We start from the raw sequence: 20,540 nt of genomic DNA on the forward strand, positions 1-20,540 counted from the left end.
ACGCGCCGGTCCCGGGCTCGACCAACGCCCCGGCGATTCCGACCGGCTTCGGCAAGAGCGGCAACGTGATCACCGACGGCAACGGCAACTCGACAGTCTATCTGCAGGCCGGCAACGTTTCCGACGTGCTCAACGCGATCGACCTTGCCACCGGCGTGCAGACCGCCACCATTGCCGCCAACGGTGCCGCGACGCTTGCGGCCGCCTCGGGCCAGATCGCCTCGTCGATCAACGCCTCCGGCCAGCTCAAGCTCTCGACCGGCATCAATGCCGACCTGTCGATCACCGGTACCGGCAACGCGCTGAATGCGCTTGGCCTCGCCGGCAACACCGGCACCGCCAGCGCATTCTCGGCGGCCCGCACCTCCGGCATCGGCGGCATCAGCGGCAAGACCCTGACCTTCACCTCCTTCAACGGCGGTACGGCGGTCGACGTCACCTTCGGCGACGGCACCAACGGGACGGTCAAGACGCTCGACCAGCTCAACTCGAAGCTTCAGGCCAACAACCTGTCCGCGACGATCGACGCCAACGGCCTGCTGACGATCTCGACCACCAACGACTACGCGTCCTCGACCATCGGGTCGAGCACCGCGGGTGGTGCGATCGGCGGCACGCTGACCTCGTCGCTCACCTTCTCGACGGCTTCCACCCCCGTCCAGGACGTCGTCGCGCAGACCTCGCGTGCCAATCTGGTCAACCAGTACAACAACATCCTCCAGCAGATCGACTCGACCGCGCAGGACTCCTCGTTCAATGGCGTCAACCTCTTGAACGGCGATCAGCTCAAGCTGGTGTTCGACGAGACCGCCAAGTCGAGCCTGAGCATCACCGGCGTGACCTACAACTCCAAGGGTCTGGGCCTTGCTGCGCTGACCAGCGGTGTCGACTTCATCGACAACGCGGCCACCAACAAGGTGCTGACCAATTTGAACGCGGCGTCGAGCACGCTGCGCTCGGAAGCCTCCGCGCTGGGCTCGAACCTGACCATCGTGCAGGTGCGTCAGGACTTCAACAAGAACCTGATCAACGTGCTGCAGACCGGTTCGTCCAACCTGACGTTGGCCGACACCAACGTCGAGGCGGCCAACAGCCAGGCATTGTCGACCCGTCAGTCGATCGCGGTCTCCGCGCTGTCGCTGGCCAACCAGTCGCAGCAGAGCGTGCTCCAGCTGCTCCGCTAAGTCGCGGCCAACATCGCAAGCAGGATCCGGCGGCGGGGCTTCGGCCCCGCCGCTTTTTCATATGTCATGCGACCTTTCGAGAAACCAGGAGACGCTCTGAAAAGTAACCAGCGGTTATGGTTAATGGAGCGTAAGCGCAGAGAAACGCCAATTATTTCAGACGGATTGTCGATGCCATCCGCGCCTTCCGGCAGCTTATGGTGAACCGCCGCTTATGCCGGCGAGACGCGTTTCACCCTTTGTTAGCCATGTCCGCGCAGGCTGTGCCCGTCACTCGATCCGAAGCGATCGAACGAAGACGCGTAAGCCAGAAGGGTAAGAGTCATGTCCGGTATTGTTCTCTCTGCGTCGGTTCGTCAGAACCTGCTCTCTCTCCAGTCCACCGCCGACCTCCTCGCCACCACACAGAACCGTCTGTCGACCGGCAAGAGCGTCAACTCGGCGCTGGACAATCCCACCAACTTCTTCACCGCCCAGTCGCTCGACAATCGCGCCAGCGACATCAACAATCTGCTCGACGGCATCGCCAACGGCGTGCAGGTGCTGCAGGCCGCCAACACCGGCCTGACCTCGCTGCAGAAGCTGATCGACTCGGCCAAGTCGATCGCCAACCAGGCGCTGCAGACCACGGTCGGCTACTCCACCAAGTCCAACGTCTCCACCACGATCGCGGGCGCAACCGCCGCCGACCTGCGCGGCACGACCTCCTATGCCAGCGCGACCGCCTACAGCAACGTGCTGTATAACGGCACGGCGGGCGGCGTTACCGCGGCCGTCGCAACCACTACCCTCGGCGCGGCGCAAGGTACGTTCTCGAATACGGTTGCCGTGAACGCTGCCGACGGCACCACCGCCGTGACAGGCACGATGACCCTGATCGGCACCACCGCGGCCACGAAGATCGGCTCGGCTCCCGCCGACGGCGACACGCTGACGGTGAACGGCAAGACCATCACCTTCCGCGCCGGCTCGGCTCCCTTGGCAGCCGCCGTCCCGGCCGGCTCGGGCCTCAGCGGCAACCTCGTGACCGACGGCAGCGGCAACACCACCGTCTATCTCGGCACAGCCGCCACCCCGGCCGCGACCGTCAACGACCTGCTGACCGCGATCGACCTCGCCAGCGGCGTGAACACCTCGGTCATCGCAAGCGGGTTGGCGACGATCGCGAACAGCGCGGGCCAGACGCCCTCCTCGATCGCCGCAGGTGTCGTGGCGCTGAAGAGTTCGACGGGTGCGGATCTGTCGTTGACCGGCAAGGCCGACCTGCTCAAGGCGCTGGGCCTCTCCGGCGCAACGGGCGGCGGCAATGCGTCGCTGAGCGTCAACCGGACCACGACCGCGAGCTCGCTGGGATCGCTGATTTCCGATGGCGCATCCCTGAATGTCGACGGCCACGTCATTACCTTCAAGAACGCGCCGGTTCCAGGCTCAGCAGGTGCGCCGGCCATTCCAGCCGGGTTCGGCAAGAGCGGCAACGTGATCACCGACGGCAACGGCAACTCGACGGTCTACCTCCAGGCCGGCACTGTCGCCGACGTGCTCAACGCGATCGACCTTGCCACCGGCGTGCAGACCGCGTCGATTGCGGCCAACGGCGCGGCGACGCTGAATACCGCAACCGGCCAGAGCAAGTCGTCGATCAACACCAGCGGCCAGCTCCAGCTCTCGACCGGCATCAACGCCGACCTGTCGATCACCGGCACCGGCAACGCGCTGGCGGTGTTTGGGCTTTCGGGTAACACCGGCAACGCGACGGCGTTCTCGGCGGCGCGCACCTCCGGCATCGGCGGCATCAGCGGCAAGAGCCTGACATTCACCTCCTTCAACGGCGGCACCGCGGTCGACGTCACCTTCGGCGACGGCACCAACGGCACGGTCAAGACGCTCGACCAGCTCAACTCGAAGCTTCAGGCCAACAACCTGTCCGCGACGATCGACGCCAACGGCCTGCTGACGATCACGGCGTCCAATGACTACGCCTCCTCGACGCTCGGCTCGACTGCAGCGGGCGGTGCGATCGGCGGCACGCTGACCTCGGCGCTGACCTTCTCGACGGCTTCCACGCCCGTCCAGGATGCGGTCGCACAGACGGCCCGTGCGAACCTGGTATCTCAGTACAACAACATCCTGAACCAGATCGACACGACCGCGCAGGACTCCTCGTTCAACGGGGTCAACCTGCTCAACGGCGACCAGCTCAAGCTGGTGTTCGACGAGACCGGCAAGTCGAGCCTGAACATCACCGGCGTGACCTACAACTCGAAGGGCCTCGGCCTCGCCGCGCTGACCGTCGGCGTAGACTTCATCGACAACGCCGCCGCCAACAGGGTGCTGACCAATCTGAATGCCGCCTCGAGCACGTTGCGCTCGGAAGCCTCGAGCCTCGGTTCGAACCTCTCGGTGGTGCAGATCCGTCAGGACTTCAACAAGAACCTGATCAACGTGCTGCAGACCGGCTCGTCCAACCTGACCCTGGCCGACACCAACGTCGAGGCGGCGAACAGCCAAGCGCTGTCGACCCGCCAGTCGATCGCGGTCTCCGCGCTGTCGCTGGCCAACCAGTCGCAGCAGAGCGTGCTCCAGCTGCTTCGCTAGTAAGCAACTGAAATACGAGGTAAAAATCGAGCGGCGGGGCCATTTGCCCCGCCGCTCTCTTTGCATTTGGAGGCGGGCAGGGGCCTTCACCCGCCATTAACCCTATCCCTTAAACCGGCGTTAACCATACTTTAAAGGACACCTCCTAAAACTGGACAAAAGCCCCGCTTTGCAGACCGCGCGGCCGATTCGTATCCGGTTCAAGAGGAAGACTCGCCAATGTCCAACATCGTTCTCTCGGCGTCCGTTCGCCAGAACCTGTTGTCGCTGCAGTCGACGGCCGACTTGCTGGCCACGACGCAGGAGCGGTTGTCGACCGGCAAAAAGGTCAATACGGCGCTCGACAATCCCACCAACTTCTTCACGGCGCAGGGCTTGGACAACCGGGCGAGCGACATCAGCAACCTGCTCGACGGCATCAACAACGGCGTGCAGGTGCTCCAGGCCGCCAACACCGGCATCACCTCGCTGCAAAAGCTGATCGACAGCGCGAAATCGATCGCCAACCAGGCGCTGCAGACCACCGTCGGCTATTCCACCAAGTCGAACGTTTCGACGACCATTCCCGGCGCGACACCGGCCGATCTGCGCGGCACGACGTCCTATGCAAGCGCAACCGCCAACAGCAACGTGCTCTACACCGGCGCTCCCGGTGGCGTGACGCCGGTGACGGCCGCCGCCGCCCTCGGTGCATCGCTCGGCTCGACGGCGGGCACGTTGACCGGCGTTGCCGCAACCATGGCCGACGGCACCACTGCCCTGACCGGCAGCGCGACGCTGATCGGAACCACGGCGGCGAGCACCCTCGGCTCGTCGCCGGCCGATGGAGATTCGATCACCGTCAACGGCAAGACCATTACCTTCCGGACCGGCGCGGCGCCCGCGACGCAGCCGACCGGCTGGGGCCTGGATGCCAGCGGCCACATCGCCACCGACGGCAACGGCAACTCGATCGTCTACATGGGGACGGCCGCCGCGCCCACCGGCACCGTCAACGACCTGTTGAGCGCGATCGATCTGGCCAGCGGCGTCAAGAGCGCGACGATCAGCGCCGGCGCCGCGACCATCTCGGTCAGCGGCTCGGCCGGTCCTGTCGGCACGCTGCAGGTGGCATCCTCCATCACGGGTGGCCAGGTCACGCTGAAGAGCTCGACCGGCGCCGATCTGAGCGTGACCGGAAAGGCCGACTTCCTCAAGGCGCTCGGTCTGACCTCCGCAACCGGCGCCGGCAATGCCAACGTCACCGCGGCCCGGTCGACCACCGCAGGTTCGCTCGGCACCCTGGTTCAGGACGGCTCGACGCTGAACATCGACGGCCACACCATCACCTTCAAGAACGCGCAGACGCCGCAATCGGCGGCCAGCGTTACCTCGGGTGGCGTCAGCGGCAACATCGTCACGGACGGCAACGGCAACTCGACCGTCTATATCCAGAGCGCGACGCTGACCGACCTGCTCAACGCCGTCGACCTCGCGACCGGCGTCAAGACGGCCAGCATCTTCAACGGCGCGGCGACGCTGTCGACCACGGCGGGCCAGATCCCGTCGTCGGTCAACAGCAGCGGTCAGCTTGCGCTTTCCACCGGCGTCAACGCCGATCTCTCGATCACCGGCACCGGCAATGCCCTCAGCGCATTCGGTCTCAGCGGCAATACGGGAACGGCAACCGCCTTCACTGCGGCCCGCACGTCCGGCGTCGGCGGCATCAGCGGCAAGACGCTGACTTTCACCTCGTTCAACGGCGGCACCCCGGTGAACGTCACTTTCGGCGACGGCACCAACGGAACCGTCAAGACGCTGGACCAGCTCAACGCACAGCTGCAGGCCAACCACCTGACGGCGACGATCGATGCCAACGGCGTGCTCACGGTGACCACCGTCAACGAATACGCCTCGTCGACGCTCGGTTCGACCCTCGCGGGCGGCGCAGTCGGCGGCACCATCACCGGCGTTCTGGCCTTCACCACCGCGCAGCCGCCGGTCCAGGATCCGGTGGCGCAGACCGCGCGCTCCAACCTGGTCAACCAGTTCAACAACATCCTGGCCCAGATCGACACGACGTCGCAGGACTCCTCCTTCAACGGCGTCAACCTGCTCAACGGCGACACGCTGAAGCTCGTCTTCAACGAGACCGGCAGCTCCACGCTGAGCATCAACGGCGTGGTGTTCAATGCGGCGGGCCTCGGTCTCAGCAATCTGGTCAACGGCGTCGACTTCATCGACAACGGTGCCACCAACAAGGTGCTGGCCAGCCTGAATGCAGCCTCGAGCACGCTGCGTTCGGAAGGCTCCACCCTCGGTTCGAACCTGTCGATCGTGCAGGTGCGTCAGGACTTCTCCAAGAACCTGATCAACGTGCTGCAGACCGGCTCGTCCAACCTGACGCTCGCCGACACCAATGAGGAAGCGGCGAACAGCCAGGCGCTTTCGACACGCCAGTCGATCGCGGTCTCCGCGCTCTCGCTGGCCAACCAGTCGCAACAGAGCGTGCTGCAGCTGCTCCGCTAAGTTCGCGGCGCAAGTTCGCTACTCGAGATTTCGCGGCGGAGCTAACGCTCCGCCGTTCTTTTAAGGGAGATCGCTAAGACAAGATTAGCTGAGATCGATGCGCATCACGCCGAGCGAGTTTACATCGTGCGTGCGCGCATCTAGCGTTGCGCCGACGAAGAGCTCCGTGCCCCGTAATTGTCCGGAGTGCTTCCAAGCACAACACGTAAGCAAATCTTAAGCGGTGCTGCCTAGGGTTGGGAAAGAAATCCTTAAGCGCGTAGAACGCGTTAGGTAACGTCCAGGGTGTGATTGATGTCGAATTCCGCTGCCTCGGCTTATGCGCGTGTTGCAACGACCACCGCATCTCCTCGGGACATCGAGGCGCAGACCCTGCTCAAGGCCGCCAACAAGCTCCAGGACGCGGTGAACAACGCCGATCCGCTCAGCGAGCAGACCATGCAGGCCCTGATGTTCAACCGCAAGCTCTGGACCATCTTCCTGAGCGAGGCGATGCGTGACACCAATCCGCAGCCGATCGACGTCCGACAGAAGATCGCCAACATCAGCGTGTTCGTGCTGAGCCAGACGGCCGCGCTGCAGATGAGCCCGCAGTTCGATCATTTCCGCCCGCTGATCGAGATCAACCGCAACATCGCTGCAGGCCTGTCCGGACGGCCGTGACGGAGAGCGGTCGTGGTCGAGCATTTGCCGACCGCGGACCAAGTCGATGCTGACGGAAGCCGGCGCTGGGGCGGATCAATGACATCGCCACCGAACTTGCGGCGGACTCGACTGGTGTCGATCCGCCGTCGTGACGGTCGACACCTGGTCGTCAGGCGCTGACGTCCGTGCTGAGCGGACGCGAGGGCTCGGACTGCATATCCAGCGCATGGAAATAGGCGCGCCGGCGCAGCATCGCCTCGTCGGGGAACTGGGTCACCACAGCGTCGGTCTTGGCGTTGACGACCTGGAAGACGAAGGACGCGGCCGCCTGGTCGAACACGACCTGGCGCGAGACGTTCTCGTGGTTTGGCAGATCATTGCGCACAGGCGCGCCCGTATCGCTCGCGGCAACCGTCTGGCTCACCGGAAGATCCGTTTGCACGGCCTCGTTCGCCGCCACGTTGGACGTCGGTACGATCTGCGCGGGTGCCGGGATCCCCACCGGCCTGATGCTGAAATCTGTACTCATGGCAGCCTCCTGGTTGCCTTACTTGAGTCAAATCCCAACCCCTCTAATAGCGCAACCATGGAACACCAGGTTTGAAGACCTGGTAAGGAAACGTGACTAATCGCGCGACGCCATCGCCGCGCAATATTTCGTAAAAATGTCGCTTGTTCCTGCGCGCTCAGAGCGAGCGGCTGACCGCGAGCGGAGTGATGTGGCGCGGTCCCGGCGCGGCGCGGCGTCCCGCGGCCGTATAGGTGTTCGGCACGTTGCGCTTCTGGATCTCGGCGTTGACGCCGCGCACGACGCTCTCGGAGACAGCGTGCGCGGTCGCGAGCACGGTGAGATTGACCTGGAGCATCGCGCGAAACGCATCGTGGTGGCGATGCAGCGTCGAGAGCAACTCCGGCGCGGATTTCGCGAGCTGGGCCTGGTTCGCCTTCAGCTGGCTGACGGCGCCGACGTAATTGCGCGACAGCTCCTGCTTCTTGCTCTCGAGCGTCATCGCCTCGCGGACCTTGCCGGCGCGAACGAGCTCGGTCTCGCGCTCGATCAGTCCGAGCAGCGCGCTCATTGCGTCCATCAGGTCTTCGGCGAGCTTGCGCGCCTCGGTGCTGCCGGGCGCGGCGTTCGGACTCTGGGCTTGCATCGGCTGACGTGAGGCGTGGAAATGGTTCATTTCGTTTGACCTTATGCCGTGCGGATCGTTTTCGCCTGCTGCATGATCAGGGTGCGGTAGACTTCGGTGGCGACGCCGACGCCGCCGGCCTGGGCGAAGCTCTTGGAGTATTGCTCGGTCAGCATCGAGCGCCACACGCCGGTGCCGGTCGTATCGCCGAACGGACCTTCGCCCTTCAGGCCCGAGGTCATCTGCGAGAACATGCTGTTGAGGAACATCGCCTCGAAATCGGTGGCGGTCTTCTGCGCCTTGGCCTGCTGCTGCGGTGAGACTTTCTGCAGCGCAGCGGCGAGCTCGAAGTCCGGCCGGCCATTGCGGCTCTCCACCGAGAACGCCGAGGCGGTGGCGAGGCGCGGAGTGTTGATGGAGCCTGCCTGCATCACATCACCTCGATGTCGGCTTCGATCGCGCCGGCGGCCTTGATCGCCTGGAGGATGCTGATCATGTCGCGGGGGCCGATGCCGAGGCCGTTGAGGCCATCGACGAGCTGCTGAAGCGAGACGCCGTCCTTGACGACGGCCAGCTTCTTGCCGTCCTCGGTGACGGTGACGCTGCTGCGCGGCGCGACAACGGTGCGGCCGCGCGACAGCGGGTTGGGCTGGCTGACCTGCGGGCTCTCGGAGATGGTGACGGTGAGGTTGCCCTGCGCCACGGCGACGGTCGCGACGCGGACGTCGCGGCCCATCACGATGATGCCGCTCCGTTCGTCGATGATGATCTTGGCGGCGAGATCGGGATCGACCTGGAGCTGCTCGATCTCGGTGAGGAATGCGACGACGTTGCCCTTGAACTCCGGCGGGACCGACAGCTGCACCGTCGATGGGTCGATCGGCTCGGCGGTCTTGACGCCGAGATAGTCGTTGACCGCAGCCGCAATGCGCTTGGCGGTGGTGAAGTCGGCGTTGCGCAGCGCCAGGCGCACGTTCGGCAGCCGATTGAGCGCGAACTCGATCTCGCGCTCGATGATGGCGCCGTTGGCGATGCGTCCGACGGTCGGAACGCCGCGCACGATCTTGGCCGCCTCGCCCTCGGCCTGGAAGCCGGAGATCGCGAGCGAACCCTGCGCCACCGCATAGACGTTGCCGTCGGCGCCCAGGAGAGGGGTCACGAGCAGGGTGCCGCCCTGGAGGTTCTTGGCGTCGCCGAGCGCGGAGACGGTGACATCCATGCGCGTGCCCTGGGTGGCGAAGGCCGGCAGGTTGCCGGTCACCATCACGGCCGCGACGTTGCCGGTGCGGATGGTGGCGCCGCGGATGTTGACGCCCATGCGCTCGAGCATCGCCTGCAGCGATTGCTTGGTGAAGGGGATGTTGTTGAGCGTGTCGCCGGTGCCGTTGAGGCCGACGACGAGGCCGTAGCCGATGAGCTGGTTCTGCCGCACGCCCTCGATGTTGGCGAGGTCCTTGATGCGCGATGTCGCGCTTGCAGGCGTGACCGAGAGCGCCAGCGCTGACAGCGCGGCGCAGGCCACCCCAACAATCCTCACCCAACGAACGCCTAGCATCCTCTGCTCCCCAAGGCTCCTAGAAAGGCTCCTCAAATCGGAAGGATCTGCACGACACTCCCATGACGAGCTGGTCCGGCGCTTTCCTTGCGAGCGCTGTGCCAACCCGGGGCTTCGGGATAGATCGCTGAATAGGTTGAATAAATCTGTTTCGACCGGTGTCAGCGGGTGTTGTGCCTGAGGAGCGAAACTGCCGCCTGTCGGCAGATTTTGCCGGGCTGTTTACGGGCCGTTAACCATAAAACGGCGAAGCTCCGGCATCGATCACCCGGATTCCTTCCGATGCGCATCTACGGACCGAACGGAACCACGTTGGGAACGCCGGCCAGCCAGACCAGGCGGACCGGCTCCGGCACCTTCGTGCTGCCCGACACCTCGTCGGCACAGGAGACGCGGAGCGCTGCCGCACCGAAGGCCACCGCCAACATCGACGCGCTGCTGGCATTGCAGGGCGTCGAAGAGGATCCGGTCGAGCGCCGCAAGCGCTCGGTCGCCCGCGGCAGGACAGCGCTCGACGTGCTCGATGATCTGAAGATGGGACTGCTGTCCGGAAACCTCGACGCCTCGACCGTGATGCGTCTGCGTGATGCTGCGGCGAACCTCAAATCCTCGTCGGGCGATGCCGGACTCGATTCCGTGCTCTCGGAGATCGAGTTGCGCGTCGAAGTCGAGCTCGCGAAGGCCGGGCAGGCCTGACGTCTACGCCGCTTCCTCCTTCTGCTGCACATCGTAGCGGCGCTGCGCCGCGAGCACGTCCTTCAGATTGTGCTCGGCCCAATCGCGCAGGTGATCGACCGCCGCGGCCAGCGTCAGCCCGAGTGGCGTGATCGAATATTCCACCGTGACAGGAACGGTTGCGATGGCATGGCGCCTGATCAGGCCGTCGCGCTCAAGCGACTTGAGAACCTGACTCAGCATCTTCTGCGAGATGCCCTCAATCGTGCGGCGCAACTGATTGAAGCGCATCGGCTCCTCGCGCAGGAGCAAAAGGATCAGCACCGCCCATTTGTCGCCGACGCGATCGAGGATCTGGCGGGTGGGGCAGTTCGCTGCGTAGACGTCCGGTTTCATCGTCGGTCCTCATTCCGCCGCTGGCGGTGCGCGCGTCAGCTGTACGTGATCGGTTACGCGTCCAGGTTACCGTTGCGTAATCAGGTAAGCACAAAGTGCTCTCTTAACACCAGCATCCTTTGCGATATCTAGTCACTGATAGTTACTATAGAAGCAAAGGAGCCTTCCATGAAAATCGCAGTCGCCGGTGCCTCGGGCCGGGCCGGGTCGGAGATCACCAGGGAACTGTCCCGCCGCGGCCACGCCGTCACAGCCATCGCCCGGAACCCCGAGAAGATCGCAGCCCTGCCCAACGTCACGCCGACCAAGGGGGATGTGCTCGACCAGGCCGGCCTCGCCAGGCTGTGGGCCGGACACGACGTCGCCGTGAGTTCCGTGCACTTCCTAGTCAGTGACCCGCTCAAGCTGATCGGTGCGGCGAAGGACTCCAAGGTCGGTCGTTACCTCGTCGTCGGCGGTGCCGGCAGCCTTGAGGTCGCCCCAGGCTTGAAGCTGGTCACAACGCCCAATTTTCCTACCCAATACAAGGCTGAGGCGGAGGCGGGCTCGGCCTTCCTCGACCTGCTGCAGCAGGAAAAGGACCTGAATTGGACCTTCATCTCGCCGTCGGCTTTGTTCGTCGAGGGGGAACGCACGGGCAAGTTCCGGCTTGGGAGCGACCAGCTTCTCGCAGATGCGAACGGAAAGAGCTGGATCACCTTCGCCGACTACGCCATCGCGCTCGCCGACGAGATCGAACGGCCCGCCCATCTGAGGCAGCGCTTCACGGTCGGCTATTGAGCCGCCAGCCGCCCCCCGGGTCCCTCCAGGATAAACCTTCCTGTGCAAGGGCTTGGGGGCGGCACCGGGGCGATGAGGGGAAATATTGTCTGTCACAGGAGGCCGCTATATAACGCCCCGCTCGACGGACCCCGTTCCGTATGCGAGTCGTTGCTTAGACAGATAGGCCTCCCTTGGAAAAGTTGAAAAACTACCGACCGACCGACAAAGAGCCTTTCATGAACGACCGGCAGAAGGAGTACTTCCGTTTGAAGCTCCTCGCCTGGAAGGATGAGATCCTCAAAGAGTCCAAGCTCACCCTGCAGGCTTTGCAGGAGGAGAACGTGAACCACCCCGATCTTGCCGATCGGGCATCGTCCGAGACCGACCGTGCCATCGAACTCCGCGCCCGCGATCGCCAGCGCAAGTTGATCGCCAAGATCGACGCCGCGCTCCAGCGCATCGAGGACAACACCTACGGCTATTGCGAGGAAACCGGCGAGCCGATCTCGTTGAAGCGGCTCGAAGCCCGGCCCATCGCAACGCTCTCGGTGGAAGCGCAGGAGCGCCACGAGAAACGCGAGAAGGTCTATCGCGACGAATAGAGCCCGAGCCGCCAAGTGCGGCTCTTTGTTTTTGGGACGCAAGGTGCCGCTTGGCGCCGTGATCCGCATTTTGTCTGCCGCTTGCAGCCGCGCGGCAGCGTGCGAGGCGTGATTGCGAAAAGTGAATCACGATCAATGGGCTAGACTCGATTCCTCCGAGCTCACGTGAGTTCGGATGAGAAACAGCCTTCACTTCAGGTGGGGCAGGTTTTGCGAGTCGCATCAACGACATCGGCTCGAATGGTGAGACGCTGATCCAGCTGCATTAAGCATCGCTGCAATCAGGTCTGCCGCGACGCCAGGAGGCGCGCGTCCCCATAAAGCCTGGACCAGCTCAATATTTCCTTAAATGCCGGCAAGAGGCCGTAAGCCGCATCCGTCAGCTCGTACGCAACCCTCAAGGGTTTCTCCGCGAGGACGATGCGCGATACGAGGCCATCCTGCTCGAGCTCGCGAAGCTGCGTGGTCAGCATGTGCTGGGTGATCCCGCCGATCGATCGTCGCAAGGCACCGAAGCGAACCGCACCGTTCATCAGCGTCAACAGGATCTCCAGTTTCCACTTGCCGCCGAGCGCGTGGATAGCGCGCTTGAAGTCGCCGAGCAGAGCAGGATCCGGGCTGCAATCGCAGCCGTCGTCGCAGTTGCTGGTCAGGTTTTCCATACCAGTCTCGAAATCCATTCTACTTGTCCCCTTGGAGATAGTGACCAGATGCGGCCTTGAGCAGGGCCGCGGCGGAACCGATCCGCCGGCCCTCGCATCGAGGGGAATTTGGCAATGAGCACTGTTCTGGTGACCGGCGGGTCGGGCTTCGTCGGCATTCACGTCGTCCTGCAACTTCTGGCCGCGGGCCATGCCGTGCGGACGACGGTACGCCGGCCCGATCGTCGGGACGACGTGCTGGCGATGCTGCGCGAGGGCGGGGCGGCTGCGCCGGAAACCGTGTCCTTCTTCACGGCGGACCTCACGGCAGACGCGGGCTGGCGCGAGGCGACCGCCGCGCGAAAAACCGTTCGACGAGACCGACTGGACCAATCTCGATCGTCCCGGCCTGCAGCCCTACATCAAATCCAAGACGCTGGCCGAGCGGGCGGCCTGGGATTTCATCGCGCGCGAGGGCGGCGGCCTCGAACTGTCGGTGGTCAATCCCGCCGGCATTTTTGGTCCCGTGCTGGGGCCGGACTTCTCCGGCTCGATCGAGATCGTCAAATCGCTGCTCGACGGCATCATGCCGGCGGTGCCGCGGGTTTATTTCGGCGTGGTCGACGTGCGCGATGTCGCCGATCTGCATCTGCGCGCGATGACGGCGCCCGAGGCCAGGGGCGAGCGCTTCATCGCGGTCTCCGGTGAAACGATGTCGATCCTCGATATCGCCAAGGTGCTGCGGCGGGAACTCGGGCCCTCGGCACGCCGGGTTCCGCGGTTTCAGGCCCCCGACTGGCTGGTGCGGCTGGCCGCGACCCGGATTCCCCTTTTGCGTGCGGTCGTGCCGATGCTCGGCAGGGTGCGGCATTCCACCAGCGCCAAGGCGGGGTCGCTGCTCGGCTGGGAGCCCCGTTCCAACCACGAGGCGATCCTTGCGACCGCGGAGAGCCTGATCCGGCTCGGCCTGGTCAAGGCGTGAGGTTGCCCCTGGCTTGTCACGCCCCGGCGGGGATGCTGAAGTGTCGCCTTCGAATGCGTAGCGTGGGAGGCGGCGCCGATGGACAGAATACTCCAAGCCGCAAAGGCGATCGCGCTGGCGCGCCGCAACCATGCGCCGCTTGCGGCGCTGGAGCGTCCTCCCGCCGATGAAGCCGAGGGCTATCAGGTGCAGCGCGCCCTGCATGATCTCCTGCTGCCGCACGTCGGCCCGCTCGTCGGCTACAAGATCGGCTGCACCAGCCAGGTGATGCAGGACTATATCGGAATCCCGCACCCCTGCGGCGGCGGCGTGTTCCAGAAGGGCGTCCATGACAGCGGCGCCAAGCTCGCCACCTCCAATTATGTCCGGGTCGGCGTCGAGTGCGAGATCGCGGTGCGGCTCAAGCGGGACCTTGCCGCCGGCGAGGCGCCGTTCACGGCCGAATGGGTCGGCGAGGCCGTCGAGGCCTATCATCCCGCGATCGAGATCGTCGACGACCGCTACGTGAAGTGGGAAACGATGGGCGCGCCGACCTTGATCGCCGACGACTTCTTCGCCGCCGGTTGCGTGCTGGGTCCGTCGGTGCCGCGCTCGTCGGTTCCTGACCTGAAAGCGGTCAAGGGCCGCGCCCTCGTCAACGGCGAGGAGGTGAGCCACGGCACCGGCGCCGACGTGCTCGGCCATCCCCACAACGCGCTCGCCTGGCTCGCCAACCATCTCGCCGCCGAGGGCAAGGGCCTGCATGCGGGGCAGCTCGTGCTGACGGGCAGCTTGGTCAAGACGCTGTGGCTGAAAGCCGGCGACAAGGTGCGGATGGAACTGGACGGGCTCGGGACGGTGGAGGTGGAGTTTACGTGAGCTCTCGCCACCGTCATTGCGAGCCCAGCGAAGCCATTCAGACTGCCGCCGCGAAAAGATTCTGGATTGCGTCGCTTCGCTCGCAATGACGGAGTGTGTTGTCGTGGCGTTGCAATAATGTCGCGGACCTGCCTCGCAGTACGCAGTTTCCGACACCATCCCGACAAGACATGTTGCGCTCGCCCGTAATCGGGTCTATGAGCCCCGTCCCATTCAACCTGCGCGTTCAACTGTGAGGAGACCAGCCGTGAGTACGTTGTGGCGATCGACACATTCCGTGCCGACGCTCTCAGTGCGTCCGGCTGACACTCATCCAATCATGTTGAACGACAATGGCACAGTCATTGATTCAGCGCCGGCGGGAGGCCGAGCGCGCGCGGGTTGAAGCCTACGAGCTGTCGCTGCGGCATGTGTCGCAGCGGACGCGTCCTCCACCGGATTTCAAGAATGCGATCTGCGAGGCCAGGCGTGGTTTCGAGGCAGACATCGTGCGCGATGCCGAGGCCTGGCAGCCGCGAATGAAGACTCGCGATGCCGCGCGTCTTCGTCTTGCTGCGGCTCGCTATCTCTTCGCGCGCTATCCCGTTGCCGAACATCTGGACCAGATCTGGATCGACGGCGCGGGACTGGGCGCCGACGAGATCCGCTTGCGCAAGCGCTGGTACATCGCGGCGGCCGGCGGCGGTTCGCTCTACGCTGCCGGTGCGGCCGAATGGCTGTCTCGCAAGGAGGTTCATGCGTTCCTCAATCCGTTGGGGAAGGTCGGCTTCGAGGCTGCGATCTGGCAGGCGATTGCGCGTTCCTATGCGACCGATCCCGCTGTTGCGATGCGGATCGCGCGCACCAGGATCACGCAGACGCAGCGCGCTCACCATCGCTTCTGGCGCGAGGTGGTGCGCTTCTTCTGCGCGCATCCCACCACGGTCGATGACATGGATGACTTCCATGACTACCTCGCCGATTGCCACCGGCGTGATCCCGAGTACACCCTCAAGGGGCGTTCACTGATCTCGCTTGGGCGGCAGATGCGCGAATGGCATCGCGATCTCGATGCGATTGCTCGTATTGAGGCCGCACGCCGTCGCGCCGAGGCGGCGCGAAACCGTGCGCGGGGGCTGGCAGCAGGCCCCGAGCAGAGCGAGGACCGTTGGCTCGGTGCAGCGATCGCGGACTGGTCATGGACGAAGTCGTCCAAGGACCGGGCCAAGCGCGAAGAATATGTTGTGGTCCAGTTGAGGACGGCAGCCGATCTCGTGGCTGAGACGCGGGGCATGCGTCACTGCGTCGCCACTTACGCGACAAAGTGCATTGCCGGGCATGCCTCGATCTGGTCGCTCCGTCGCCGTGCCTCGGGTGACGTCCAGCGGATGCTGACCATCGAGCTTGATACCCGTTCCCGGGCGGTTCAGGTTCGCGGGTTTGCGAACCGCCCGCCGCTTGCCGAGGAGAGCCAGATCCTCCAGCGGTGGGCGCAAGCGCGCGGGATCATGCTGCTGTGAGAGAGAGGCCTGCGCCGCTTCGGCGGCGGAGGCAAAATACATGCGGCCCTCGCCAGGGGAGCTAGCGAGGGCCGCGTCGTACACCGTCGTTCGCGCCTAGGTTCGCGAACACGATGTGGGAGCTCGGGAGAGGACTAGAAGGGCAGCAGCACGTCCATGACTTGCTGGCCGTAGCGCGGCTGCTGAACGTCGGTGATCTGGCCGCGGCCGCCATAGGCGATGCGGGCCTGGGCGATCTTGGTGGAGTCGATGGTGTTGTCGCTCTGGATGTCCTCCGGACGCACGATGCCGGCGACGATCAGCTCACGAATTTCGAAGTTGACGCGGATCTCCTGCTTGCCTTCGACGACCAGGTTGCCGTTCGGCAGCACCTGGGTCACCACGGCGGCGACGTTGGTTTGCAGGGCTTCCTTGCGGTCGACGCTGCCCTTGCCCTCGCTGGACGAGGTCGAGTCGGCGGTCAGGATGCGGCCGGGCAGGATCTTGTTGGGCTGGGTGATGGTTTGGGAGCCGATGAAGTCGGTGATTCCGGAATCTTCCTTGTTGGTGCGGCTGCGCGAGGTGTCGTTCTCGATGTTGGCCTTGTCCGTGATGTTCACGGTCACGGTCAGGAGGTCGCCGACCTGGCGGGCGCGCTGGTCCTTGAAGAACGCGCGGCTGCCGTTGCGCCACAGCGAGTTCGGATTGTAGGAGGCAACTTCCGGCTTCGGCATCGGCATCTGCACCGGCTTGTAGCCGGGTTGCGTCGTCGGATTGTCGATCGCCGACAGCTTCGGCTGCTCGCCGATTTGCGACAGGCGGTCGATCGAGGAGCAGCCGCTCGCCAGCGCACAAGTTGCCAGCAGCAGGGCAGAGATCGCGATGCGACGAAGGCGGAAGGCCGAACTGAACCTGGACATGACTACTCTGACTTGGCTGGAGCTTGCGAGGGGCGAACTTGCGGGATCTGTGCCTGGGCGATCTGGGCCGCGGACGCAGGGGGCTGGATCAGGCTCTGCGCCAGGGCTGCGGCCGGCGGCACGTCGTCACGCTTGATCGACGAGGTCTGCTCGACGGCCGGCGCCATCGGCGCGGATTGACTTCCACCCTGGACCGTCACCTGGCCACGACCGGTGACGACGCCGGTCAGCGTGCGCTTGGAGTGTAAATTCAGGACGCTGACGGTGTCGCCCTCGGCACCGTTCTCGATCGCCTTGCCGCGCGTGGTGAGATAGAGGCCGGGCACCTGGTAGATGATGGTGACGGCCTGATCGCGCAGCACGTAGTCGGGCTTGACGATGTCGGCGACGCGGAGCGGCGTGCCCGCGCGCATCGCCCGGCGCAGCTGCATGCCGATGCTGCGGTCGCGCGCGGCCGGTTCCCCGGTGACCTCGGCCTTCGGCCGGCGCTCCAGCGAGACGTCGGAGGATTTCAGAAGCTCGGCGCGGTCGATGTCGCGGGTCAGCACGGCCACTTCCACGGTCTCGATCGCGGTGCCGGTGAAGCGCAGCTTGGTCGGCGCAGAGTTGCTGTCGTTGGCAATCTCGAAGGCGACGTCGAAACGGCCGCTGCGGGCGTCGTAGCGGGTTGCGACCGGCTCGAGCGCGCCGGTGTTGGAGGCATCGAGCCGCATCTCGGCGACGCTGCGGTCGAACGTGACGGTGATGTTGGCGGCTTCTCCGAGGCCGAACCGGCGCTCGAGCGCAGCGGTGACCGCGTTCTGGATGTCCTTGCTCGCGAGCGTGCGGGCGAGGCGGGTGACCTGGACCTCCTTGATGTCGCCGGTCGTAACGCCGATCACCTGTTTTGCCCGCAGCACCGAGAGCACCTGGCCGACCGTCAGCGTGCCGGTGGTGCCGAGATCGGGCGAGCGGTAGACCGGGATCAGAGCGGCGGATCCTGCGTTCTCGATCAGATCGCCGATCCGCACCACGTCCGCCGTGACGGTGACGCTGGCGCGCAGCGCCGGCGAGGCGATGAATTCGTCGGCGGCCACTGCCGGCAATGCCAGCAGGAGAAGGGTCGAGATCGAGGCGAGCGTGGTGCGGATCATCGTTATCACCTCAGCGGAACAGCGCCGTGGTCGACTGCATCATCTGGTCGGCCGCGCTGATGACCTTGGCGTTCATCTCGTAGGCGCGCTGCGCGGCGATCAGGTCGCTCATCTCCGAGACGACGTCGATATTGGCCTGCTCCAGGCTGCCCTGCGTGATCTTGCCGTAACCCTCGGAGTTGGCCGTGCCGTCCTGCGGCGCGCCGGACGAGGGGGTCTCGATGAACTGGTTGTTGCCGACGGGCTGAAGGCCCGCCTTGTTGATGAAGCGCGTGACGCCGATCTGGCCGATGATCGACGAGGTCGACGAACCCGGCAGCGTCACCGAGACCTGGCCCTGCTCGCTGACCGAGATCCCCGAGGCGTTGTTCGGAATGGTGATGGTCGGCTGCACCGGGTTGCCCTGCGCGGTGACGACGCGGCCCTGATTGTCCATCTGGAAGGTGCCGTCGCGGGTGTACTGGTAGGTGCCGTCGGGCATCAGGATCTTGAAGAAGCCGTCGCCCGAGATCGCGAGATCGAGGTCGTTGCCGGTCTGCGACAGCGTTCCCTGCGTCATGCTGCGCGGTGTGCCGACGGTCTTGACGCCGCCGCCGATGTCGACGCCGACCGGCAGGATGGTTCCCTGGTCGGACGACTGGGCGCCAACGCGGCGGACGTGCTCATAGATCAAGTCCTGGAATGCCGCGGTCTGCTTCTTGAAGCCGGTGGTGCGCAGGTTGGCGATGTTGTTGGAGATCACCTGAACGTTGAGTTCCTGTGCCGCCATTCCGGTCGCAGCGGTGTGAAGCGCCTGCATGTCAGTTCTCCTTCAATCAGGCCGGAACGTCGGCGAGCTTGTCGATCGCCGATTTGTGGAGGTCGCTCTGCTGCTGGAGCAGGCTGGCGATCGCGGTGTAGCTGCGCATCACCTCGACCATGCGGGTCATCTCGCCGACCGCATTCACGTTCGACTTCTCGATGTAGCCCTGCTGCAAGGTGGACTTGGCGTCGGCCTGCTGGTTGGCCGAGCCGGCGCCATAGAGATTGCCGCCGAGCTTGGTCAGCTTGGCCGGATCGTCGAACGACACCATGCGGATCTTGCCGCGGATCGAGTCGGTCCGCGCCGTCCCCTCGAGCACCGTGACGGTGCCGTCGGGCGCGACATTGATGTCGTGGTCGGTCGGCTGGAAGGTAATCGGGCCGGCATTGCCGAGCACGAGATCGCCGCTCGCGGTGACGAGCTGGCCGGTGCTGTTGAGCGAGAACTTGCCGTCGCGGGTATAGAGCTCGCCGCCATTGGCCTGCACCGCGAAATAGGCGTTGCCGTTGATCGCGATGTCGAGCGGATTGTTGGTCGGCTCCATCGGCCCCTGGCCGACGTCGCGGAAGGTGCCGCGATCCTGCACATAGGAGATCCGGCGGTCGCGACCGATGAAATTGTCATGACGTGCGTTCGAGTTGAGATACTCCTCGAACAGCGAATGGTCGGCCTTGAAGCCGTTGGTGTTGGCATTGGCGACGTTGTTGGCGATGACGTCCATCTGCCGTTCCAACGTCATCTGCCGTGACAAGCCGATCAGAAGCGCGTTCTGCATCGGAAATCTCCCCTGAGTGAGATCTGCCATTTCGCTCTCCCAAGCGCCTTGGCGGATCCCGTGAACGAGACCTCGGGTTCTCCCAAACCGTGAGGTCTCGGCCCTTTCTTAGCGAAAGCCGTGCCAACTTAAAAAGACACACAATTTCAGATGGTTGCTGATTTTTGAGGGGGGCGGAAGGGCGGCAGAAAGGTTCTGTTAGCCATGTTTGCCCGGCAGATTTTTCCTAGCGGAGGCCCAATCGAAAGGTTCCGTTAACCATTATTACCGTAGCGTTTGCGCATCAGAGGAGCGCATTGCGCTGGGGCATTTGTATCGCGTCACTGTCTGCCAGGAGGCTTCGCTCTTTCGACCCCTTTGAGAAATGAACGAGCGCGGCAACCATGGCAGAGAATGAGGAGGGCGGCGCAGCCGCCGACGGCGCGGAAGCCGCTCCGCCGAAGAACAAGCTCAAGCTCATCATCATGGCCGTCGGTCTGCTCGCCGTCCTCGGCGGCGGTGCGGCGACCTGGTTCTTCTTCTTCCGTCACGGCGAGGGCGAGCACCATGCCGAGGCGGCGCCGCCGCCGAAGCCGCCGGCCTTCGTCGACGTCCCCGACCTCATGGTCAACCTCGCCGGCTCGCCCGGCGAGCGCGTGCAATATCTGCGGCTGAAGATCGTGCTGGAGCTGAAGGAAGAGAAGCAGATCGAGGCGATCAAGCCGACGATGCCGCGCGTCACCGACATCTTCCAGACCTATGTGCGCGAGCTGCGCCCTTCCGACCTCAACGGCTCCGCCGGCATCTTCCGCCTCAAGGAGGAGCTGACCAAGCGCGTCAACGCGGCGGTCGCCCCGATCCAGGTCAGCGCGGTGCTGTTCAAGGAAGTCGTGGTCCAGTGAGCATGACGGGCTAGG

20 protein-coding genes and 1 pseudogene are annotated in these 20,540 nt (G+C 64.6%); 11 read left to right on the forward strand and 10 right to left on the reverse strand.

Features of this window, described 5'->3' with window-relative positions; translation table 11 throughout:
- From H1B27_RS20215 to flaF, 4 genes are all read left to right on the forward strand, one after another.
- On the forward strand, positions 1–1,184 hold a 1,184-nt coding region (locus tag H1B27_RS20215), incomplete at its 5' end, for a DUF1522 domain-containing protein (protein ID WP_197967283.1).
- Positions 1,185–1,508: 324 nt separating this feature from the next.
- Entirely contained in the window at positions 1,509–3,779 is a 2,271-nt protein-coding gene (locus H1B27_RS20220) for a DUF1522 domain-containing protein (protein ID WP_061883040.1), read from the forward strand.
- 219 nt (positions 3,780–3,998) lie between these two features.
- Positions 3,999–6,287: a DUF1522 domain-containing protein gene (locus H1B27_RS20225; protein WP_061883039.1), complete on the forward strand. Its 2,289-nt coding sequence runs from the start codon at positions 3,999–4,001 to the stop codon at positions 6,285–6,287.
- Between the two features lie 294 nt (positions 6,288–6,581).
- On the forward strand, positions 6,582–6,950 hold the full coding sequence (flaF, locus tag H1B27_RS20230) for a flagellar biosynthesis regulator FlaF (protein ID WP_028181463.1): 369 nt from the start codon (positions 6,582–6,584) through the stop codon (positions 6,948–6,950).
- Between the two features lie 151 nt (positions 6,951–7,101).
- Here flaF and H1B27_RS20235 read toward each other — a convergent pair whose 3' ends face one another.
- The 4 genes from H1B27_RS20235 to H1B27_RS20250 form a co-directional block, all read right to left on the reverse strand.
- Entirely contained in the window at positions 7,102–7,461 is a 360-nt protein-coding gene (locus H1B27_RS20235) for a hypothetical protein (protein WP_028181462.1), read from the reverse strand.
- 157 nt (positions 7,462–7,618) lie between these two features.
- On the reverse strand, positions 7,619–8,116 hold the full coding sequence (locus H1B27_RS20240) for a hypothetical protein (RefSeq protein WP_197967284.1): 498 nt from the start codon (positions 8,114–8,116) through the stop codon (positions 7,619–7,621).
- An 11-nt stretch (positions 8,117–8,127) separates the two neighbouring features.
- Entirely contained in the window at positions 8,128–8,496 is a 369-nt protein-coding gene (flgJ, locus tag H1B27_RS20245; RefSeq protein WP_028181460.1) for a flagellar assembly peptidoglycan hydrolase FlgJ, read from the reverse strand.
- Positions 8,496–9,620, reverse strand: a complete 1,125-nt coding sequence (locus tag H1B27_RS20250; protein WP_197967285.1) for a flagellar basal body P-ring protein FlgI — start codon at positions 9,618–9,620, stop codon at positions 8,496–8,498. The genes flgJ and H1B27_RS20250 overlap by 1 nt, the downstream gene beginning before the upstream one ends.
- Positions 9,621–9,902: 282 nt before the next feature.
- On the opposite strand from H1B27_RS20250, the gene H1B27_RS20255 reads away from it, so the two are divergent.
- A complete protein-coding gene (locus tag H1B27_RS20255; protein ID WP_061883035.1) occupies positions 9,903–10,316 on the forward strand; it encodes a flagellar assembly protein FliX in 414 nt (137 codons plus the stop codon).
- A 3-nt stretch (positions 10,317–10,319) separates the two neighbouring features.
- Here the strand turns inward: H1B27_RS20255 and H1B27_RS20260 are convergent, their stop codons facing one another.
- Complete coding sequence (locus tag H1B27_RS20260; RefSeq protein WP_061883034.1) at positions 10,320–10,691, reverse strand: winged helix-turn-helix transcriptional regulator; 372 nt, start codon at positions 10,689–10,691, stop codon at positions 10,320–10,322.
- Positions 10,692–10,859: 168 nt separating this feature from the next.
- On the opposite strand from H1B27_RS20260, the gene H1B27_RS20265 reads away from it, so the two are divergent.
- A complete protein-coding gene (locus tag H1B27_RS20265; protein ID WP_197967286.1) occupies positions 10,860–11,471 on the forward strand; it encodes an NAD(P)-dependent oxidoreductase in 612 nt (203 codons plus the stop codon).
- 218 nt (positions 11,472–11,689) lie between these two features.
- A complete protein-coding gene (gene dksA, locus H1B27_RS20270; protein WP_085966600.1) occupies positions 11,690–12,055 on the forward strand; it encodes an RNA polymerase-binding protein DksA in 366 nt (121 codons plus the stop codon).
- Positions 12,056–12,336: 281 nt separating this feature from the next.
- Here the strand turns inward: dksA and H1B27_RS20275 are convergent, their stop codons facing one another.
- Entirely contained in the window at positions 12,337–12,735 is a 399-nt protein-coding gene (locus H1B27_RS20275) for a winged helix-turn-helix transcriptional regulator (RefSeq protein WP_197488812.1), read from the reverse strand.
- 96 nt (positions 12,736–12,831) lie between these two features.
- On the opposite strand from H1B27_RS20275, the pseudogene H1B27_RS20280 reads away from it, so the two are divergent.
- From H1B27_RS20280 to H1B27_RS20290, 3 genes and pseudogenes are all read left to right on the forward strand, one after another.
- Positions 12,832–13,678 (forward strand): annotated as a pseudogene (locus H1B27_RS20280) (NAD-dependent epimerase/dehydratase family protein).
- A gap of 78 nt (positions 13,679–13,756) precedes the next feature.
- Positions 13,757–14,536, forward strand: a complete 780-nt coding sequence (locus H1B27_RS20285; RefSeq protein WP_061883031.1) for a 2-keto-4-pentenoate hydratase — start codon at positions 13,757–13,759, stop codon at positions 14,534–14,536.
- Positions 14,537–14,868: 332 nt separating this feature from the next.
- Complete coding sequence (locus H1B27_RS20290; RefSeq protein WP_061883030.1) at positions 14,869–16,035, forward strand: PcfJ domain-containing protein; 1,167 nt, start codon at positions 14,869–14,871, stop codon at positions 16,033–16,035.
- Between the two features lie 134 nt (positions 16,036–16,169).
- Here H1B27_RS20290 and flgH read toward each other — a convergent pair whose 3' ends face one another.
- The 4 genes from flgH to flgF are packed head-to-tail and all read right to left on the reverse strand — an operon-like array spanning position 16,170 to position 19,644.
- Positions 16,170–16,934 carry a flagellar basal body L-ring protein FlgH gene (gene flgH / locus H1B27_RS20295; RefSeq protein ID WP_197967287.1) on the reverse strand — a complete coding sequence of 255 codons (765 nt, stop codon included), beginning with the start codon at positions 16,932–16,934 and terminating at the stop codon, positions 16,170–16,172.
- Positions 16,935–16,936: 2 nt separating this feature from the next.
- Positions 16,937–18,067, reverse strand: a complete 1,131-nt coding sequence (gene flgA, locus H1B27_RS20300) for a flagellar basal body P-ring formation chaperone FlgA (RefSeq protein WP_197967288.1) — start codon at positions 18,065–18,067, stop codon at positions 16,937–16,939.
- 10 nt (positions 18,068–18,077) lie between these two features.
- A complete protein-coding gene (gene flgG, locus H1B27_RS20305; RefSeq protein ID WP_028182232.1) occupies positions 18,078–18,866 on the reverse strand; it encodes a flagellar basal-body rod protein FlgG in 789 nt (262 codons plus the stop codon).
- 16 nt (positions 18,867–18,882) lie between these two features.
- The gene (gene flgF / locus H1B27_RS20310) at positions 18,883–19,644 is read right to left on the reverse strand and encodes a flagellar basal-body rod protein FlgF (protein ID WP_197967353.1); all 762 of its coding nucleotides are present in this window, start codon (positions 19,642–19,644) and stop codon (positions 18,883–18,885) included.
- A gap of 383 nt (positions 19,645–20,027) precedes the next feature.
- On the opposite strand from flgF, the gene fliL reads away from it, so the two are divergent.
- Positions 20,028–20,525: a flagellar basal body-associated protein FliL gene (gene fliL / locus H1B27_RS20315; RefSeq protein ID WP_131874774.1), complete on the forward strand. Its 498-nt coding sequence runs from the start codon at positions 20,028–20,030 to the stop codon at positions 20,523–20,525.
- Positions 20,526–20,540: the final 15 nt, after the last annotated feature.

The organism is Bradyrhizobium diversitatis (assembly GCF_016031635.1).
In the GTDB taxonomy this organism is placed as follows: Bacteria; Pseudomonadota; Alphaproteobacteria; order Rhizobiales; family Xanthobacteraceae; genus Bradyrhizobium; species Bradyrhizobium diversitatis.

Coding starts and splice junctions, on each gene's coding strand:
- H1B27_RS20275 (WP_197488812.1), bottom strand. CDS start 12,735: ATGGATTTCGAGACTGGTATGGAAAACCTGACCAGCAACTGCGACGAC.
- H1B27_RS20225 (WP_061883039.1), top strand. CDS start 3,999: ATGTCCAACATCGTTCTCTCGGCGTCCGTTCGCCAGAACCTGTTGTCG.
- flgF (WP_197967353.1), bottom strand. CDS start 19,644: ATGCAGAACGCGCTTCTGATCGGCTTGTCACGGCAGATGACGTTGGAA.
- H1B27_RS20240 (WP_197967284.1), bottom strand. CDS start 8,116: ATGAACCATTTCCACGCCTCACGTCAGCCGATGCAAGCCCAGAGTCCG.
- H1B27_RS20220 (WP_061883040.1), top strand. CDS start 1,509: ATGTCCGGTATTGTTCTCTCTGCGTCGGTTCGTCAGAACCTGCTCTCT.
- H1B27_RS20265 (WP_197967286.1), top strand. CDS start 10,860: ATGAAAATCGCAGTCGCCGGTGCCTCGGGCCGGGCCGGGTCGGAGATC.
- flgA (WP_197967288.1), bottom strand. CDS start 18,067: ATGATCCGCACCACGCTCGCCTCGATCTCGACCCTTCTCCTGCTGGCA.
- flaF (WP_028181463.1), top strand. CDS start 6,582: ATGTCGAATTCCGCTGCCTCGGCTTATGCGCGTGTTGCAACGACCACC.
- H1B27_RS20290 (WP_061883030.1), top strand. CDS start 14,869: ATGGCACAGTCATTGATTCAGCGCCGGCGGGAGGCCGAGCGCGCGCGG.
- flgG (WP_028182232.1), bottom strand. CDS start 18,866: ATGCAGGCGCTTCACACCGCTGCGACCGGAATGGCGGCACAGGAACTC.
- H1B27_RS20285 (WP_061883031.1), top strand. CDS start 13,757: ATGGACAGAATACTCCAAGCCGCAAAGGCGATCGCGCTGGCGCGCCGC.
- H1B27_RS20260 (WP_061883034.1), bottom strand. CDS start 10,691: ATGAAACCGGACGTCTACGCAGCGAACTGCCCCACCCGCCAGATCCTC.
- flgJ (WP_028181460.1), bottom strand. CDS start 8,496: ATGCAGGCAGGCTCCATCAACACTCCGCGCCTCGCCACCGCCTCGGCG.
- dksA (WP_085966600.1), top strand. CDS start 11,690: ATGAACGACCGGCAGAAGGAGTACTTCCGTTTGAAGCTCCTCGCCTGG.
- H1B27_RS20255 (WP_061883035.1), top strand. CDS start 9,903: ATGCGCATCTACGGACCGAACGGAACCACGTTGGGAACGCCGGCCAGC.
- flgH (WP_197967287.1), bottom strand. CDS start 16,934: ATGTCCAGGTTCAGTTCGGCCTTCCGCCTTCGTCGCATCGCGATCTCT.
- H1B27_RS20235 (WP_028181462.1), bottom strand. CDS start 7,461: ATGAGTACAGATTTCAGCATCAGGCCGGTGGGGATCCCGGCACCCGCG.
- H1B27_RS20250 (WP_197967285.1), bottom strand. CDS start 9,620: ATGCTAGGCGTTCGTTGGGTGAGGATTGTTGGGGTGGCCTGCGCCGCG.
- fliL (WP_131874774.1), top strand. CDS start 20,028: ATGGCAGAGAATGAGGAGGGCGGCGCAGCCGCCGACGGCGCGGAAGCC.